The organism is Methyloradius palustris (assembly GCF_019703875.1).
GTDB lineage: Bacteria > Pseudomonadota > Gammaproteobacteria > Burkholderiales > Methylophilaceae > Methyloradius > Methyloradius palustris.
The window spans coordinates 1,394,770-1,413,323 of record NZ_AP024110.1 but is presented as its reverse complement, the minus strand read 5'-3'; the positions used below and the strand labels follow the sequence as shown (position 1 = coordinate 1,413,323).

The 18,554-nt window shown below is 45.3% G+C and carries 18 protein-coding genes; 2 read left to right on the top strand and 16 right to left on the bottom strand.

Annotation, left to right across the window (positions count from 1 at the left end):
* Positions 1-13 precede the first annotated feature (13 nt).
* The 14 genes from lpxB to rpsB all read right to left on the bottom strand — a co-directional run bounded on the left by lpxB (position 14) and on the right by rpsB (position 13,836).
* Complete coding sequence (gene lpxB / locus ZMTM_RS06815) at positions 14-1,153, bottom strand: lipid-A-disaccharide synthase (RefSeq protein ID WP_221763177.1); 1,140 nt, start codon at positions 1,151-1,153, stop codon at positions 14-16.
* Between the two features lie 20 nt (positions 1,154-1,173).
* On the bottom strand, positions 1,174-1,956 hold the full coding sequence (gene lpxA, locus ZMTM_RS06810; RefSeq protein WP_221763176.1) for an acyl-ACP--UDP-N-acetylglucosamine O-acyltransferase: 783 nt from the start codon (positions 1,954-1,956) through the stop codon (positions 1,174-1,176).
* Between the two features lie 5 nt (positions 1,957-1,961).
* Positions 1,962-2,423 (bottom strand): 3-hydroxyacyl-ACP dehydratase FabZ, encoded by a 462-nt coding sequence (fabZ, locus tag ZMTM_RS06805; protein ID WP_221763175.1) that lies wholly within the window; start codon positions 2,421-2,423, stop codon positions 1,962-1,964.
* Positions 2,424-2,457: 34 nt separating this feature from the next.
* Positions 2,458-3,513: a UDP-3-O-(3-hydroxymyristoyl)glucosamine N-acyltransferase gene (gene lpxD, locus ZMTM_RS06800; RefSeq protein WP_221763174.1), complete on the bottom strand. Its 1,056-nt coding sequence runs from the start codon at positions 3,511-3,513 to the stop codon at positions 2,458-2,460.
* Positions 3,514-3,563: 50 nt separating this feature from the next.
* Positions 3,564-4,082 carry an OmpH family outer membrane protein gene (locus ZMTM_RS06795; protein ID WP_221763173.1) on the bottom strand — a complete coding sequence of 173 codons (519 nt, stop codon included), beginning with the start codon at positions 4,080-4,082 and terminating at the stop codon, positions 3,564-3,566.
* A 30-nt stretch (positions 4,083-4,112) separates the two neighbouring features.
* A complete protein-coding gene (gene bamA, locus ZMTM_RS06790) occupies positions 4,113-6,437 on the bottom strand; it encodes an outer membrane protein assembly factor BamA (RefSeq protein ID WP_221763172.1) in 2,325 nt (774 codons plus the stop codon).
* 5 nt (positions 6,438-6,442) lie between these two features.
* Complete coding sequence (rseP, locus tag ZMTM_RS06785; protein ID WP_221765618.1) at positions 6,443-7,795, bottom strand: RIP metalloprotease RseP; 1,353 nt, start codon at positions 7,793-7,795, stop codon at positions 6,443-6,445.
* Positions 7,789-8,985 carry a 1-deoxy-D-xylulose-5-phosphate reductoisomerase gene (gene ispC, locus ZMTM_RS06780; RefSeq protein WP_225906966.1) on the bottom strand — a complete coding sequence of 399 codons (1,197 nt, stop codon included), beginning with the start codon at positions 8,983-8,985 and terminating at the stop codon, positions 7,789-7,791. The genes rseP and ispC overlap by 7 nt, the downstream gene beginning before the upstream one ends.
* Positions 8,982-9,809, bottom strand: coding sequence for a phosphatidate cytidylyltransferase (locus ZMTM_RS06775; protein ID WP_221763170.1), 828 nt, complete (start codon positions 9,807-9,809; stop codon positions 8,982-8,984). The genes ispC and ZMTM_RS06775 overlap by 4 nt, the downstream gene beginning before the upstream one ends.
* 1 nt (position 9,810) lies before the next feature.
* Positions 9,811-10,596 (bottom strand): isoprenyl transferase, encoded by a 786-nt coding sequence (locus ZMTM_RS06770; RefSeq protein WP_221763169.1) that lies wholly within the window; start codon positions 10,594-10,596, stop codon positions 9,811-9,813.
* 47 nt (positions 10,597-10,643) lie between these two features.
* The gene (gene frr, locus ZMTM_RS06765) at positions 10,644-11,201 is read right to left on the bottom strand and encodes a ribosome recycling factor (RefSeq protein ID WP_221763168.1); all 558 of its coding nucleotides are present in this window, start codon (positions 11,199-11,201) and stop codon (positions 10,644-10,646) included.
* Between the two features lie 27 nt (positions 11,202-11,228).
* Positions 11,229-11,945: a UMP kinase gene (pyrH, locus tag ZMTM_RS06760; RefSeq protein ID WP_221763167.1), complete on the bottom strand. Its 717-nt coding sequence runs from the start codon at positions 11,943-11,945 to the stop codon at positions 11,229-11,231.
* Positions 11,946-12,103: 158 nt separating this feature from the next.
* Positions 12,104-12,979 carry a translation elongation factor Ts gene (gene tsf, locus ZMTM_RS06755; protein WP_221763166.1) on the bottom strand — a complete coding sequence of 292 codons (876 nt, stop codon included), beginning with the start codon at positions 12,977-12,979 and terminating at the stop codon, positions 12,104-12,106.
* Positions 12,980-13,086: 107 nt separating this feature from the next.
* Positions 13,087-13,836, bottom strand: a complete 750-nt coding sequence (gene rpsB / locus ZMTM_RS06750) for a 30S ribosomal protein S2 (RefSeq protein ID WP_221765504.1) — start codon at positions 13,834-13,836, stop codon at positions 13,087-13,089.
* Between the two features lie 262 nt (positions 13,837-14,098).
* On the opposite strand from rpsB, the gene map reads away from it, so the two are divergent.
* Both map and ZMTM_RS06740 read left to right on the top strand, forming a co-directional pair.
* Positions 14,099-14,902: a type I methionyl aminopeptidase gene (map, locus tag ZMTM_RS06745; protein ID WP_221765503.1), complete on the top strand. Its 804-nt coding sequence runs from the start codon at positions 14,099-14,101 to the stop codon at positions 14,900-14,902.
* A 31-nt stretch (positions 14,903-14,933) separates the two neighbouring features.
* Entirely contained in the window at positions 14,934-17,516 is a 2,583-nt protein-coding gene (locus tag ZMTM_RS06740; protein ID WP_221765502.1) for a [protein-PII] uridylyltransferase, read from the top strand.
* Positions 17,517-17,536: 20 nt separating this feature from the next.
* Here ZMTM_RS06740 and ZMTM_RS06735 read toward each other — a convergent pair whose 3' ends face one another.
* A complete protein-coding gene (locus ZMTM_RS06735; protein WP_221765501.1) occupies positions 17,537-18,064 on the bottom strand; it encodes a YMGG-like glycine zipper-containing protein in 528 nt (175 codons plus the stop codon).
* 63 nt (positions 18,065-18,127) lie between these two features.
* Positions 18,128-18,547 (bottom strand): hypothetical protein, encoded by a 420-nt coding sequence (locus tag ZMTM_RS06730; RefSeq protein ID WP_221765500.1) that lies wholly within the window; start codon positions 18,545-18,547, stop codon positions 18,128-18,130.
* Positions 18,548-18,554: the final 7 nt, after the last annotated feature.

The following is an 18,554-nucleotide window of genomic DNA, read 5'->3' as shown; positions in this document are numbered from 1 at the left end:
ACCTTATGCGTACTTATTGAAGATAAGCCAGAATAGCTGCGGCCGCTTTTTCTTCGGTGTTTTGCCGCAGCCTATGATGTATATCAGTGAATTCTTTTCGTATTTCTTCGACTAAAGTCTTATCTTCTAGGAGCTTGATGGTGGCATCTGCAATCTTTTCGGGTGTTGCTTCATTCTGTAGTAACTCAGGCACTACAAACCTGCCAGCAAGCACATTAGGCAACCCTACATACGGTAAATAATTCATACGTTTGAGTATTTGCCAGCTCAACCAAGGCATGCGATAAGTAATGACCATTGGCCGTTTGTACAGAGCTGCTTCAAGCGTTGCTGTGCCAGAGGCCACGATCACGGCATCTGCTGCTTCCATCGCTAGATGTGCATGCCCAAATAAAATCTGTATGGGCAATTGCTCTTCACCCTGATTTTCGTAGATTGCCTGCTCAAATATTTTTCTAGTTTCGCGTGTAATCAATGGCACGAGAAATTGAATCTCTGGCATGACATCCAGCATTTGCCTGGCGGTTTTAACGAATAAATCAGCCAATTGCTTGACTTCACTTTGGCGGCTGCCTGGCAGCATAGCAATCACCAATTGGTGCGATTTAAGCTTGAGTTGCTCGCGCGCATCTGCTTTATTTGGCTCGATCGGAATAATGTCTGCTAGCGGATGGCCGACGTAAGAGACAGGAATACCTGCATCTTCATAGATTGCAGACTCAAAGGGAAACAAGGCCAGTACATGCGATACTGCCCGCCTGATTTTGCCAATTCGACCTTTACGCCAAGCCCAGATTGAAGGGCTAACATAATGAATCGTCTTGATGCCTTTGCGTTTTAGTTTACGCTCTAATGCAAAGTTAAAGTCTGGCGCATCAATCCCAATAAACAGGTCTGGACGGCTATTTAGTATGCTTTTGAATACTTGCTTGCGTATCTTTAACAAGCCAGGCAAATGCCGTAATACCTCAACATAACCACGTACTGACAGTTTTTCAATGGGGAATAATGAGGTTGCACCCTCACTGATCATTTTAGGCCCTGCAATCCCGATAAATTCGAGATCAGGTCTATGTTTTTTTAGTGCGCGAATAAGGTGACTGCCAAGCAAGTCGCCAGACGCTTCTCCGGCTACGATTCCGATAGTTGGCATACTTAGTCTGACTGCTTAAGTTAGCGGACGATGCCGCGTGTAGATTGGTTAAGGAACTCAAGAAGAATACCAAGCTCAGGGCAGTTGGCTTGCTGTTTGGCAATTTCTTGCTTCGCTTCTTCCAAGGTCAAACCATTACGATATAAAGCTTTATAGGCACGCTTGATTTGCAGCATAGCTTCTGGTGTAAATCCACGTCGTTTAAGGCCTTCACTGTTGATACCATGCGGTTTAGCATCATAGCCAGCAGCTGTTACATACGGCGGAATATCTTTAAAAACGACAGTGTTCACAGCGGTAATCACATGGGCGCCGATTTTGCAGAACTGGTGTACCAAGGTAAAACCACCCAGTATGGCGTAATCATGCATGTCTACATGGCCAGCTAATGATGAGTTATTGGCAAGAATAGTGTTGTTACCAACATCACAATCGTGAGCAATATGCACATAGGCCATCACCCAGTTATTGTTACCAATCTTGGTCACACCCTTATCTTGGATCGTGCCTCGATTGAACGTACAAAACTCACGAATTGTGTTGCCGTCGCCTATCTCAAGGCGTGTAGGCTCATTTTTGTATTTCTTGTCTTGTGGCGCTTCACCTAATGATGAAAACTGAAATATCTGGTTATTTTTACCAATGCTCGTGTGGCCGTTTATAACGGTATGGCTACCAACGGTTGTTCCACTGCCAATCTCTACATTAGGGCCAATAATGGCATAAGGGCCGATCTCAACACTAGAATCAACTGATGCTTTAGGGTCTACGATGGCTGTAGAATGAATTTTTGCCTGGGTCATAGTAATTATTCGATGGCCTTCAAAATACACATCATCTCTGCCTCTGCCACGACAACATCATCAACCAAAGCCTGGCCTTTGTATTTCCAAATACCTCTTAATACACGGTCAATACTGACTTTCAGGACTAATTGATCACCAGGCGAAACTGGTTTCTTGAATCGTGCATTATCAATGCCAGCGAAGTAATAGACTGAGTCATCGCTAGGCTTGGTATCCATGGTCTTAAAAGACAAGATGGCCGCGGCCTGTGCCAAGGCCTCTACAATCAGTACGCCGGGCATCACTGGATGATATGGGAAATGGCCGGGAAAAAATGGCTCATTCATGCTGACATTTTTGATGGCAACTATTTCTTTGCCCAATTCGAGAGAAATGACACGATCCACCAGCATAAAAGGATAACGATGCGGTAGATGATTCAATATTTCATGGATATCCATGCTCGTCACTGCCTTGTCACTCATGGCTTTCTCTCATTCTTTTTCGGTTTTGTATAATTTAATCTGGCTTTGTGCTGTCTAGCTGAGATTTAACTTTAGCTAATTCTCGTTCTAATTCTTTAAGTCTGTCATTCACGTTCCCAACTCGACGTATATTGGCCGCTGTTTTCAGCCATTCACCATGCGTCTGAAACGGCATGAGTGCTGTATAGGTGTCAGCTTTGGTCAACGAACGGGTAATCATGCTGCCTGGTGAAATAGTGACATCATCCGCTATTTCGAGATGCCCCAATATCATGGCCGCACCCCCTATTTTGCAGCGTTTACCAATCACTGCACTACCCGCAATACCAACACATCCAGCAATAACGCTGTGCTCGCCAATACGACAGTTATGCCCAATCTGTATCAGATTGTCTAATTTACAGCCCGTTTCAATGACCGTGTCATCCAACGCGCCACGATCAATGGTGGTATTAGCACCTATTTCTACGTGATCTTCTATTATCACACGCCCCACTTGTGGGATTTTGACCCACTTAACATCATAATTGGCATAACCAAAGCCATCAGCACCAATCACCGTACCTGCAGCTACGATGCAGTGTTTACCCAAGATACAATCATGATAAACGGAGACATTAGCTTGTAGTGTAGTGTTTTCACCAATCACAACACCCCTGCCTATGCTGCAGTTATTGCCTATGACTACATTCTCACCAAGAATGACATCTGACCCAATCACGACGTTTGCAGCAATAGCGCAGGATGCTGGCACTCGAGCACTAGCATCGATAACTGCTGTTTGGTGAATCCCTTTTGCGTAAACTTCAACAGAGTTTAACAACTCTGAAACACGTGCAAAATAAGCGTAGGGATTATCTGTGACAATACGAGGTAATTGAGTTAACGCCTGATTCTCTGGGCTTAGAATAACAGCGCTGGCTTTAGTCGTGGCAAGCTGGCTTCGGTACTTTGATTCTCTTAAGAAAGTAATATGCCCCTGCTGTGCATTTGTAATTGAAGCTACTCTACTGATACTTGTATCGCTACCATCAACTAGCAAGCCACCCAATACAGATACAATTTCTTGCAGTGAATAAGTCTTGGACATGCTACTTAAGATCGTAAATTTTGTTAATTCGTATCGGCTAACTGCGGTAATTATTTCTTACCCAATGACTTTAAAACCTTATCAGTAATATCTACCTGCTTACTTGCAAAAGCGACACCACCATAAACCACCAAGTCATAATGCTCGGCTTCTGCGACAGAGCTCACCGCTTTGTTGATACGATCTTGCAAGGCAGCGAGCTCTTCGTTCTTGCGCAAGTTCACATCTTCACGCAATTCACGCTGTTTGCGTTGAAACTCAATTTTCATATTAGCTGAATCACGCTCTCTGTTACGTTTATCAGTATCCGAAAGTGTTAATGCATCTTTATCTATAGATGCGTCTAAATCTTTAATCTGTTTTTGTAACTTATCAAGGTCCTGGCTGCGCGGACCAAACTCTTTCTCCAACTTCTTGCCACTTTCTGCAGTTTGAGGTGCTTCTTGCAAAATCTTATCCACTTGCACATAACCAACCTTGATATCGCCAGCTGCAGCTATTGCATGACCAGCATTTAAAGAGGCTGCGCACAAGGCCAATACCAATAGGTTTCTGAATAATTGATTCAATTAATTCTCCTGATATTTCAAATAATAATTTTAGAACTGCGAACCCAACTGGAACTGCAGTAATTGCGTTCTATCATCAACCAAGCCATCAGCCGACTTCTTCGGGTTAAGTGCTTTTGCTAACACTAGTTTGATTGGGCCAAATGGAGAGTACCAACTAACACCCAGACCAGTTGAAAACCTGAGATCGCTCAGTGAAATATCCTGATCGGCTGCATACACACTACCTGCATCAATGAAGGTACTTAAACGTAACTGTTTAGCGTCTTTCATCCCAGGAATAGGGAAGTATATTTCCGCATTACCTAGCAAGCGTTTAGTACCACCAGTGGCAAAGGTTGTACCTGTGGTCGTGTTAGGTTGGCGCGGACCAATTGCACTTGTTTCAAAGCCGCGTACCGAGTTTACGCCACCAATATAGAAGTTTTTGAAGAATGGGAAGTCTTTGCTACCGTAACTTGCACCATAACCTGCCTCACCATTCAGCATGAGGGTAAAGTTTTTACTGAGTGCTTTATACCATGAATGCTTATATTCAGCTTTGTAGTATTCCAGATCAAATCCAGGCAAGCCAATTTCGATGTTAGCACGCTGTAATACGCCATTATTCGGGAATAAAACATTGTCACGTGTGTCATGTGCCCAACCTAAATTAAGCGCCAAGCTCGTATTTTCACAATTCAACTGACCACTACAATAAAGTAAATATTGGCCTGGACTCGTTGCATCCAGATTGACTTGCGTGTAATCAAAAGTCAGCCCTGCGCTCAATGAATCTCGCTCATTGATAGGCATACCGAATTTCACGCCCGTACCGTATGAGGATGTTTTGTATGTACCTGTGCCCAAATATGAAGTATCAACATCACGGCGATACACATCAAAACCACGGCTAATACCATCTGGTGTGAAGTAAGGGTCTGTGTAAGACAAGGAGTAGACTGTATTCACACGACCAGTATTGATCTGCGCAGATACGCGATTACCAGTACCCAAGAAGTTATTTTGGTTAACGGTAACCCCCAATACAACGCCTTCAGCGCTGGACAAACCAGCGCCAAACATAATGCTGCCTGTAGATTTCTCCGTTACATTTAAATTCAAATCTACTTGATCCGCTGTACCTGGTACCGCAGGCGTTTCTACGTTAACGTCCGAGAAGAATTGCAAACGCTCAAGACGCTGTTTAGAACGATTGATTTTATCAGCGCCATACCATGCTGATTCGAGCTGGCGCATTTCACGGCGTAATACTTCATCACGCGTACGGGTATTTCCAGTGATATTGATGCGGCGGACATATACACGACGACCTGGGTCAATGAAAAATGTAAAACCCACGGTATGCTTATCTTTATCGACTTCCGGCACGGCGTTGACGTTAGCGAAAGCGTATCCATCATTACCAAGTCTGTCGCCAATTGCTTTGCTTGATTCAGTCACCTTCTGGCGATTAAAGTATTCACCTGTTTGTACGCTGATTAATTTGCGTGCTTCATCTTCTGGCAGCAGCATTTCACCAGCCACCTTGACGTCAGTCACGGTATATTTTTCACCCTCGGTAATATTCACGGTGATGTAAATATCGCGCTTGTCTGGCGTAATTGAAACTTGGGTTGAGTCCACATTAAATTCAAGGTAACCCTGGTTCATGTAGAAAGAGCGCAATGACTCAAGATCAGCTGTTAATTTTTGCTTGGAATATTGATCATTCTTACTCCACCAAGTCATCCAATCTGGTGTAGTTAATTTGAATTGTTCGAGCAACTCTTTGGACTCAAAAGCTTGATTACCAACGATATTGATACTACGAATTTTAGAAACAGCGCCTTCCTCAATTTGGAAGGCAATCGCAACACGATTGCGCTCTAACGGACTCACTACTGTTTTTACGGTAGCGGCATATTTGCCTTGTGAAAGATATTGGCGCTTGATTTCTTGCTCAGCCCTGTCCAACATCGATTTATCAAAAATCAGACCCTCAGACAAGCCAATCTGCTTCATCCCCTCTTTCATTTTATCGCTAGGGAAAGATTTATTACCGCTAAAGGTAATTTGAGCGATGGCCGCGCGTTCTTGCACTAAGACAATCAGTACATCGTTTTCGACTTCAATACGAACATCCTTGAAAAAACCAGAACCATACAAGGCTTTAATCGCTTGCGTGGCTTTCTCGTCATCCATGGTATCGCCCACTTTTACTGGTAGGTAGTTAAACACCGCACCAGCTTCAGTACGTTGAATACCTTCGACGCGGATATCCTTGACCACGAAAGGCTCTATCGCCATGGCTGACAGTGCATACATGCCCAAAAAGAATAGTGGTATGTATCTAAGCATATGACTCAACTTCATTAAAATCAGCCTGTTATCAATCGATTGATATCGTTATAAAAAGCGCATGCCATCAGCAAACCTAGCAGTGCAAACCCAACGCGCTGCCCCATTTCCATTGCTTTATCGGAAACTGGGCTTCCCTTAAAAATCTCTATCATATAATACAACAAATGGCCGCCATCCAACACAGGTACAGGCAGTAGATTTAGCACACCTAAGCTAATGCTGACCAATGCGAGAAACCCGATAAAAGCCTTAATACCCATATGTGCACTTTGGCCAGCATAACTAGCAATCGTTACGGGTCCACTCAAGCCTCTCCATGAGACATCACCAGTCAGCATGCTGCCAAGCATTTTTAGACTGAATATGGAAGTTTCCCAGGTTTTATCCGCCGCTTTCGATAACGCAGTGAGTGGTGAATATTTAACATCAACCAAAAATTGATCAATCACTGCAGGATCAACCTGGTAGGCAGCGCCAACACGGCCAATCTGTTTGCCATTATCATCAATAGCATCTGGCGTAACAAAAAGGTTGATCGTCTTATTGTCACGTACGAGTTTCACATCCAGGCGCTGACTTGGATGTTGGCGTATGACATTCACAAAATTTTCCCAATGGCCAATGCCTTGGTCATTGACTGAGAGCACTAAATCTCCGGTTTTCATGCCCGCTTTTTCAGCAGCGCTACCAGCCGTAATATCGCCAATTTTAGGCTGCAAATCGGGCTGGTAAGTCGTTAAACCAAGCTTGGTCAGAAAATCCGACTCAAAGTCGCTATCTGTAATGCTATCTAGTGATAGCTCATGAATATATGACTGTCCATTGATTGAGGCTTCAATCTCTACATGATTACTTTTAAGTTTTTGCTGAACTAATACCCAACGCACATCTTGCCAGCTTGCGACAGCGGTATTGTTCACGCTGGTAATTAATTCGCCAGATTTAATGCTAGCCTGCGCGGCGGGGCTATCTTGAGGAATATCGCCAATAATGGGCTTAACACCAGTGACGCCTGACATGAAAATAACCCAATAAAGCAAAACAGCCAGTATCAGGTTAGCCGCAGGCCCTGCCGATACAATGGCGATGCGCTTCCATACTGGCTGGCGATTGAATGCACGTGAAACCTCATGTTCTTCAACTGGCGCTTCACGCTCATCGAGCATTTTCACATAGCCACCCAGTGGCAAAGCAGCCAACACATATTCTGTTTGATCATTGCCAAGTTTTTTAGCGAATAATGGCTTGCCAAAACCGATTGAAAACTTCAATACCTTCACGCCACACCATCTAGCCACCTGATAATGGCCATATTCATGCACCGTAATTAATATGCCTAAGGTTACTAAAAAAGAAACAACGGTTAGCATGAGTAGGTGAGCATCCATTCTTTAGCCGCCTTGCGGGCAAGCTTATCGGCCTCTATCACGGTGCTCAGGCTAGATGCCAGAGAAATGGTCGCATCGCTCAACACTGATTCAATGATTCGTGGGATTCCCATAAAGCCAATTTTCCCGTTCAGGAATGCTTCAACAGCGATTTCGTTTGCAGCATTAAGTATCGCAGGCGCTGTTCCACCTTTTTTCAGCGCATCAAAAGCAAGTCGCAGACAGGGAAAGCGCACAGTGTCGGGCTCTTCAAAATCGAGTCTAGCGATTTTGAATAAATCGAGTGAACTCACGCCACTTTCAATTCGCTCAGGGTAGCCAAGCGCATAGGCAATAGGCGTACGCATATCAGGATTACCCAATTGTGCCAATACAGAGCCATCTACATATTCGACCATGGAGTGGATCACACTTTGAGGATGCACAACGACTTCAATTTGCTCGGGGGCCGCATTAAACAGCCAGTGGGCTTCGATTACCTCTAAACCTTTGTTCATCAATGTGGCGGAATCTACTGTGATTTTGGGCCCCATCACCCAATTAGGATGATTCAATGCCTGCTTGACTGTTACTGCACTAAGCTCATCATCAGTAGCTTTCCTGAAAGGGCCGCCAGAAGCAGTAATCAGTATTTTCTTAATGCCACCGCTCTTAAGCGTTGCAAACTTCTGCTGAGGCATGACCTGAAAAATTGCATTGTGCTCGCTATCAATCGGCAGCAAAGTCGCACCGCCCTTTTCCACGGCTTGCATAAACAAGCTACCAGACATCACCAGCGTTTCTTTATTCGCCAGCAAAATACGTTTGCCCGATTCCGCGGCTGCAATGGCTGGTTTCAACCCTGCCGCACCAACAATAGCAGCCATTACGGCATGTACATCGAGGTGTGCTGATACGAACTCCAAGGCATCCATGCCGAATAATACTTCTGTGACCAACCCTGCAATTTGCAGTTTAGTCTTTAAGCTATCTGCAGCGCGCTCATCCAGCATCACCGCATAGACTGGTTCAAATTTCCGGCACTGCTCAAACAATACATCGACATTAGTATTGGCAGTTAATGCATAAGCGCGAAAGCGATCTGGATGCCGTGCAATTACGTCCAGCGTATGCAGACCGATAGTGCCAGTTGCTCCGAGGATGGTGACGTTCTGTATAATAGGTGCACTCATCGCAATTGCATCCATAGCTCGTAATAATCGGTAAGGTAAATAAAGACTGCGGCCAGGGGCAGGCTAGCTGTGAGGCCATCAATTCTGTCTAAAATGCCACCATGGCCTGGCAATATACGTCCGCTATCTTTAATTCCAGCATGGCGCTTCATTAAAGACTCAAACAAATCACCAATCACGCTTAATGCGGTAAGAATCAATAATCCAGGGATTAATATCATATCAAGATGATAGGTTTGGCAGAGTATCAATCCGTACAGACTGACTGCCAACAATGCGCCCGCTACGCCTTCCCAAGTCTTACCAGGGCTAATCGAAGCTGCGAGTTTACGCCTGCCAAAGCGTTTTCCTGCAAAATAAGCTGCACTATCTGCAATCCAAACGGTAGCCATTACACCCAGCAATACCCAAGGGCTCTTTAGCGGGATTATCACGAGACTAAGCCAAGTTGCCAGTAGAATCAGCCATCCCATAATAATGTTAATCAAGAAACTGTTTATAGGCCGGCGAACGCCTAGCCACAATGGCACCAATAATGCCCAAAAAACTGCGGCAACAAGAATAGTAAATAGAACAACCTGTCTTTGTAGTAGTGCGACTTCCAGATTGATTGGCATGATGATAGAGATGCCGATGACTACTGTAGCGGCAACGAAAGTCTGGCGCGCAACACGCTTGAGCTTGATTAGGCCACCCCATTCCCACGCACCTATCGCAATGACTCCGAGCATAAGTAGAGTCCAGAATAACGGGGGTAATAGAAATAGCGCAGCTAAAAATAGAGGGACAAGAACAATTGAAGTAATGATGCGCGTTTTAAGCATGCTAATTGGCTTTCAAGCGATCTGTTGTTTGCGAGGCTTCGCCATACAACTGATCGCCAGTGCGCCCAAATCGACGCTCCCTTTGCTGGTATGACTCTATAGCGAGCTTAAAAGCGACTTCATCAAAGTCTGGCCAAAGAGTGTCGGTAAAGTACAGCTCACTATAAGCCATTTGCCACAGTAGAAAATTACTTACGCGTTGCTCACCGCCAGTGCGAATAAACAAATCTGGCTCAGGTGCATAGCTCATTGAGAGAAAAGGCGTTAAGTCATCTTCAGTAAAACTATTGGCTAATTTTGGATGTTGCTGTTGCAGCTTGTGTATTGCCTGCATGATGTCCCAACGACCACCATAATTAGCGGCAATCGTCAGTGTTAAGCCAGTATTGTATTGTGTGAGTTGTTCGGCAGTATCAATTTGTGCAATCAAGGCAGCATCAAATTTTGAGCGATCGCCGATCATGATCAGTCGAATATTGTTTTCATGTAGTTTCTTCACCTCGCTATTCAGGGCTTCCATAAAAAGCCCCATCAGGAATGAAACTTCTTCGGCAGGCCTCCGCCAGTTTTCGCTACTGAAAGCAAATAAAGTGAGGTAATTAACGCCTATCGTCGCACATTGCTTAACAAGCTCACGTACGGTATCAACGCCGCGTTTGTGGCCTGCAATTCTTGGCAGAAAGCGCTTTTTAGCCCAACGCCCATTGCCATCCATAATCACTGCAACATGGTTAGGAATCTCGCCAATAATGGGGATAACACGCGTGGAGCTGCTAAAAAAAGCCACTTAATATACCGAGCTAAGAATGTTTGAGAAAGTCGAATAATTCAAAGTTAAACAGCCAATAATTCAGTTTCTTTGGCTTGCAACAGCTTATCGACTTCAGCCACGTATTTGTCTGTGAGCTTTTGTACTTCATCCTGCATGCGGCGCTCTTCATCTTCACTGATTTCTTTGTCTTTAATCAGTTTTTTCAACGCATCATTAGCATCTCTTCGCCCATTGCGGAGAGAGACTTTGGCATTTTCGCCTTCGGTGCGCACCACCTTGATTAAGTCGCGGCGGCGCTCTTCGGTGAGCATAGGCATCGGTACACGAATCAGGTCACCATTGGTTGCTGGATTCAAGCCAAGATCGCTATCACGGATGGCTTTTTCGACTTTACCTATCATAGGTTTTTCGTAAGGTTGCACATTGATTGTGCGGGCATCACCCAAGGTAACGTTGGCGACTTGGTTCACTGCAACCATTGAGCCATAATATTCAACCATCACATGGTCTAGCAAGCCAGTATGGGCACGACCAGTTCTTACTTTCGCCAGATCATTTTTCAATGATTCCAATGACTTCTGCATTTTTTGGTCTGCATTTTTCTTAACATCTTCTAGCATAAAATCTCCTTACAGAATTACTAAAGGCTAAGGTAATACTTTAGTACCTTCATCTTCACCCATCACCACTCGCTTGAGCGCACCTTGCTTAAAGATGCTGAACACGGAGATAGGCAAGCTCTGGTCGCGACACAAAGTCAGCGCAGTAGCATCCATGACTTTCAGGTTTTTAATAATGGCCTCGTCAAAACTCAGGCTTTTGTAGCGCATGGCATCAGGATTAGTTTTAGGGTCGTCGGTATAGACACCATCTACCTTGGTGGCTTTGAGTACGATTTCGGCATTCATTTCCATGCCGCGCAATGCAGCAGCGGTGTCTGTGGTAAAGAATGGATTGCCAGTACCGGCACCAAAGATCACAACGCGCCCTTCTTCTAGGTAACGGATTGCCTTGCCACGAATATAAGGCTCGGCGACTTGTTCGATATTGAGGGCAGATTGCACACGGCTCACCAAGCCTATGTGGCGCATGGCATCTTGCAAGGCCAGAGCATTCATCACGGTAGCCAGCATGCCCATGTAATCTGCGGTTGCGCGATCCATGCCTTCAGCGGCTGGCGCTACACCACGAAAGATATTACCACCGCCAATTACCACGGCCACTTGCACGCCAAGATCTACAACTTCTTTGATTTCAGTAACGATGCGGGTAATGGTGGCGCGATTGATGCCGTAACTGTCGTCACCCATGAGGGCTTCACCAGACAGTTTGAGTAAGATACGTTTATAAGCTGGGGATGGCATGTGGCTCCTGCAATTGCGTTCTAAAGGTCATGTGAAAAACGATGATGCTATTTTACCAGCCATCATCGTTTTACGTTTGCATTACATTACTTATCGGATTAAACCATATGCCCAAGTAAACAATCTACAGGGTACATGTGGTTGATTCCGATAAGAATTTAGACTTTAGCAGCAGCAGCTACTTCAGCAGCAAAGTCGGTTACTACCTTCTCAATGCCTTCACCTACCACATACATAGTGAATGAAGCTACTGAAGCGCCTTTAGATTTTAATAACTGCTCAATGGTTTGCTTGTCATCTTTAACGAAAGGCTGGCTCAGCAAAGTAACTTCTTTCAAGAATTTTTGCACAGTGCCGTCCGCGATTTTATCAAGCATGCTGTCAGGCTTGCCAGCTTCTTTCGCTTTTTCGATTGCAACACGACGCTCAGCTTCGATCAGAGCAGCATCAACACCGCTTGCATCCAATGATTTTGGCTTGGCTGCTGCAATATGCATCGCAATATCTTTACCCAAAACATCATCGCCACCAACTACATCAACCAGCACGCCAATCTTGCTGCCATGTACGTAGCTAGCGAGTTTACCTTGTGCAGCGATGCTGACAAAACGACGCGGAGTGATGTTTTCGCCAATTTTACCAACCAATTGGGTACGTACATCTTCAGCTGTTGTGCCGCGCATAGGCAATGCAGCGACAGCAGCAATATCAGTAGGCTTATTCTTGGCAACAATGTCTGCCAACTCATTTACATAACTCAGGAAATCATCGTTCTTGGCACAGAAATCGGTTTCTGAGTTGACTTCGATGATAGCGCCAGTCTTGCCATCTGCACTAATGCTAACGCCAACGGTGCCTTCAGCAGCCACACGGCCAGCGGCCTTGCTCGCCTTGTTACCGAAACGTACACGCAGAATCTCTTCAGCACGTGTCATGTCAGCTTCAGCTTCAGATAATGCTTTTTTACAGTCCATCATTGGCGCATCGGTGCGCTCGCGTAATTCTTTTACCATTGCTGCTGTGATTTCAGCCATTTATAACTCCTCAACTTGTTCTTCTAGCCAATTACAGACTAAGAGATGGATTAAACTCAAATGATAGGTACAAAAAAAGGGGCTCACGCCCCTTTTAAGCAGGGTGATTACTCTGCAGTAACTTCTTCTACTTCTACAAATTCTTCTTCAGAAGCTGATTTAACGATTTCAGTAATTGACTGGCTACGGCCTTCAAGCACTGCATCAGCAATACCACGGGCATATAAGCGAATCGCACGGCTTGAATCGTCATTACCAGGGATTACATAAGCAACGCCTTCTGGTGAGTTGTTAGTATCAACTACGCCGATGACTGGAATGCCAAGCTTAGCAGCTTCAGTCACAGCACCACTTTCATGGCCAACGTCGATGATAAAAATAGCATCTGGCAAACCGCCAAGCTCTTTAATACCACCGATTGAACGCTCAAGCTTTTCAACTTCGCGCTTGTAACCAAGGGCTTCTTTCTTGCCGAACTTCTCAAGGCTGCCATCTAGCAACATAGCTTCGTAGTCGTTCAGGCGCTTGATAGATTGCTTAACCGTTTTAAAGTTGGTCAGCATGCCACCAAGCCAGCGATGGTTAACGTACGCACAGTTTGAACGATCAGCTTCTTCTTTAACGATATCGCGGGCTTGACGCTTAGTGCCCACGAACAGGATACGACCCTTGTTTGCAGCCAGTTGGCGCACGAACTTCAACGCATCTTCAAACAGCGGAAGTGTTTTTTCAAGGTTTACAATATGGATTTTGTTGCGGTCACCGAAAATGTACGGTGCCATTTTTGGGTTCCAGTAACGGGTTTGATGGCCGAAGTGAACTCCAGCTTCCAGCATTTGACGCATAGTTACAGACATAATAGTCTCCAGTAAGGGTTATTGCTTCCATGTGCCCAACAACATCCAGCCTTGGCCAGACACCCTGTACGGGGCACATGTGCAGATTTGCGCAAAATTGCGCGTTAAATATTCAACAGGTATCCATTTGACCAGCCATTCGTTACGAATAACCAATTGTTTATGAACTAGACGCCCGTCAAATAAGACCAATATGTTAACATAAGCGACTGTTTGAATTCAAGGAAAACCTTGGTCTTAAAGACTTGTAGGTATAGAAACTATGGCAATTAGCATCAAAAACGAACTCGATATTGAAAAAATGCGCGTGGCTGGCAAGCTTGCTTCTGAAGTACTGGATTTTATCACGCCGCATGTAAAACCCGGCATTACGACTGGTGAGCTGGATAAGCTTTGCCATGACTACATGGTGAATGTACAAAAGGTAATCCCCGCCCCGCTTAACTATGCGCCACCTGGTCATATCCCTTATCCAAAATCGATATGTACCTCGGTAAACCATCAAATTTGCCACGGCGTGCCAGGTGAAAAAGTCTTAAAGAATGGGGATGTCGTTAATTTAGACATTACCGTCATCCGTGATGGCTATCATGGCGACACCAGCCGCATGTTTTATGTGGGTGAGCCCTCGATTCAGGCCAAGCGCTTGTGTGAGATCACATATGACTGTATGTGGCTAGGCATCGCCAAAGTCAAGCCAGGGGCTACCCTTGGTGATATTGGTCACGCGATTCAAACTTATGCCGAAAAAAGTGGCTATAGCGTTGTTCGTGAATTTTGCGGTCACGGCATAGGCAAAAAATTCCATGAAGATCCACAGGTGCTTCACTACGGCAAGCCAGGCGCCGGCTTGAAGTTGCAAGCTGGGATGATATTCACGATTGAACCCATGATTAACGCTGGCAAACGCGACATCAAGCAACTCGGTGACGGCTGGACGATTGTCACTAAAGATCACAGCCTGTCTGCGCAATGGGAACACACCGTACTGGTTACAGAAACTGGCTATGAAGTGCTTACCGTTTCTGCTGGCACCCCTGCCGTACCAGCATTGATCTCACATTAAGTTAATTAATACCACGCCATAGATTGCCAGTATGTCCGCGCCTTTGATCAACGCCATTCCTGAGTATTCAACCAAAATCTGGCGCGAGTATCTGCAACAGCAGCAATCTCAGCTACGGGCACATTTTGAGAGCACTGCTGATACCGCCAAGTTGCTGCGTTTACAGTCAGCGCTTGTTGATAATGTGTTACGTGATTTGTGGTCACAACTCAGCATTTCTGATGAGATAGCACTGATTGCAGTTGGCGGTTATGGTCGTGGTGAGTTGTTCCCCTACTCTGATGTTGATCTGCTCATTTTGCTGCCGGATCGCCTGCAAAATGCCATGGATAGCAGCATAGAAGCGCTTGTAGGTGTTTTTTGGGATATTGGGCTTGCGGTAGGCCATAGCGTGCGTAGCTTGAGCGAATGCCTGTCTGAAGCTGAAAAAGACATTACCGTACAAACTAATCTGCTTGAATCACGCTTTCTTACTGGCAATAAAAAATTGTATCAAGATTTCAAGACAAAGTTTTGCAAAGCACTAGACGTCACCGCATTTTACGAAGCCAAAATACATGAGCAGGAACAACGTCATGCTCGCTTCAACGATACCACCTATAACTTAGAACCCAATATCAAAGAAAGCCCTGGCGGCCTACGCGACCTGCAGAATATCTTATGGATATCTCGCAGTCTTGGTTTGGGTGCTAGTTGGGGGGCATTAGTTAAACAAGGTTTGATCAGCCAATCCGAGGCGCGGCAAATCAGGCGGCATGAGTTACATCTGGAAATGTTACGCGCTCGATTACATTACCTATCAAATCGTCGTGAAGATCGCCTAATATTCGACTTCCAAAATGATTTGGCCAAGCAGCTTGGTCATGTAACTTCAGGCCGAAAACGTGCCAGCGAACAGTTGATGCATGACTTTTACCGTAGCGCCAAGTTCGTCAGCTTTATCAACGAAATTCTGTTGCAATTGTTGCATGAGCGCATTTACCCCAGCATGCATGAGACCAAGCCAATCAATGCTCGATTTGACGCTTGCAATGGGTTGCTAGAAGCCAAGTCTTCAACGTTGCTACAAAAAAATCCTAGCGCGATTCTGGAGAGTTTTTTATTACTTGAGCAGCACCCTGAATTGACGGGTATGAGCGCAAACCTGTTGCGCACATTGCACCGCGTTAAAAAGCTGGTTAATCGAGATTTCAGGCAAAGTGCCAAAAATAAGACCTTATTTCTGGATATATTGAAGCAACCCAATGGCGTCACACATGCCCTCAGACGCATGAATCGCTACGGCATACTTGGTAGCTATATTCCAGCGTTCGGAAAAATTGTTGGGCAAATGCAGCATGATCTCTTCCACGTTTATACCGTAGATGAGCATATCCTCAACGTGCTGCGCAATTTACGCCGTTTTGCTTTACCCAAGCACGCCCATGAATTTCCTTTGTGCAGCAAACTCTTCGCTGAATTTGATTCACCCTATTTGTTGTATTTAGGGGCAATATTTCACGACATTGCCAAAGGTCGTGGTGGCGACCATTCCACTTTAGGTACGGTAGATGCACTGAGATTCTGCAAAGCACATGGCTTATCAAAAGTAGACAGTGAGTTGGTCGCATGGCTGGTTGAGTCGCATCTGGTGATGTCGAGCACTGCGCAAAAATCTGACTTATCTGATCCAGCAGTAATTGAAGGCTTTGCCAGATTCATTAAGGATGAACGTAATTTAGTTGCCTTGTACCTGCTGACCGTTGCTGATATTCGCGGCACTAGCCCCAAAGTGTGGAATGCCTGGAAAGCCAAGCTGCTGGAGAATCTATTTCTGACCACTATGCGCTTACTAAAATGTGACATTGGCGGCGTAGATGCAGAAATGCTTAGCCGCCAGCAACATGCGCGCGTGACACTTAGCCACTATGGTGTGGTCGATAAAGACTATGCATCCTTCTGGAAAAAATTGGATAAGAACTACTTCTTGCGTTATGAAAGCCAGGAAATCGCTTGGCATACACGCTTGTTGTTATCACACATTAAGAGCAAGCAACCAATTGTGCGAGCAAGGCTGAGCCCTGCTGGCGACGGCATTCAAACACTGATCTATATTAAAGACAGAGATGACTTGTTTGCACGCATTTGCGTCTTCTTTGAGCGCATCGGCTACAACATACTTGAAGCCAAGATACATACCACGCAACATGGATATGCGATAGACAGTTTTCTTGTTTCAAATTATGGGGATAACTCTGTAAGTTATCGCGATGTATTAAGTTATATAGAGTTTGAACTAGCGCAAAAACTTCATCATAGTTGTCCACTTGAAACCCCATTGCAGGGACGTGTTAGCCGTCAGGTCAAGCACACGCCGTTCAAGATCGAGATCAGCATCCGTGCTGACAAGAATAGTAACAATCACATATTGAATGTGATCATGGCTGATCGCCCAGGCTTGTTATCAAAGCTAGCGCATTTGTTTTTAAACCTTGGCATACATTTACATACAGCAAAAATTAATACCTTGGGCAACCGCGCAGAAGACAGTTTTATGATTTCAGCTAAAGATGGCAAACAGCTTGAGGCAGAAAGCGTCAAGCGCTTGGAAGATGAGTTGCTAAGCCAATTCTAAGGATTAGCTAATTCCCCCTCTTAATAATTCGGTGGAGGTGGTGGATAGTATTGTGTTGGCGGCTTCACTGGTGCTGGTGCATTATTGCTTGGTGCTGAACTTATTGACCTAGCAAAACTAGCTGAAACGGGCACTTTATGGCCCTTGGCATACATACATTGCACATAGGAGTTGTCATAGCGCTGCTGCACTGTATATGACGAGTCTGCCGCCGCATCACTGCCTGCTGCACTACCCACTAGTAAGCCAGTACCTGCACCAATCGCAGCACCCTCGCCACCACCAACTGCAGCGCCTAACACAGCACCAACTGCCGTGCCAACGGCTGCACTTTTAGCAAAACTATCATTACCCGCCTGATTTGCAGAAACGCCATTACTTTGGTTCAGGCTGTATGTACGGCAAGTTCTATCATCATCATTAAATTGCTCAAAACTCTTGCCCGTGCCTGGCAAAGCCATGCGGCTTGGGCCTGTAGGCACAGTGGTGCAAGCCGTCATCGCTAGCGATATTACGATAACCGTATAACTAGATCGCGTTGTTATCATGATTGACCTCATTCCATTCCAAAGAGTTAGTAAATAATGTGAACCGATTTTTAGTTCAAAATCTTACTTAGGTGGCTGTGGTGTCACTTTTGTCCAGCCTTGTGGACACTCTTTGATGTATGGGTAATAGCCTTCAGGTTGATCGCAGTGATACCAGTAATAATCAGCTGGCGCGCTGGATTGACTAGGTGCAGGCGCAGGCTGCTGCTGGGTTTGCTGTTCGATATACACGGGTGGCGATTGCACTACAGGCGCAGGGGTGACGATGACTGGCGGTGAATAGGGATAACCGTAAACGTATGGGTCATAATACGAGTATGGATAATAAGGCCTTGGGTAATACGGCCCAAAACCAGGTCCAAACCCAGGCCCAACGTAGATACCAACATTACCTCTAAAATGACCGTGGTCTGCTAGTGCAACCCCACTGCTCATAATGCCCAGTGAAAACAGCAATGCTGCAATCAAATGTACTTTTTTCATACTTGCT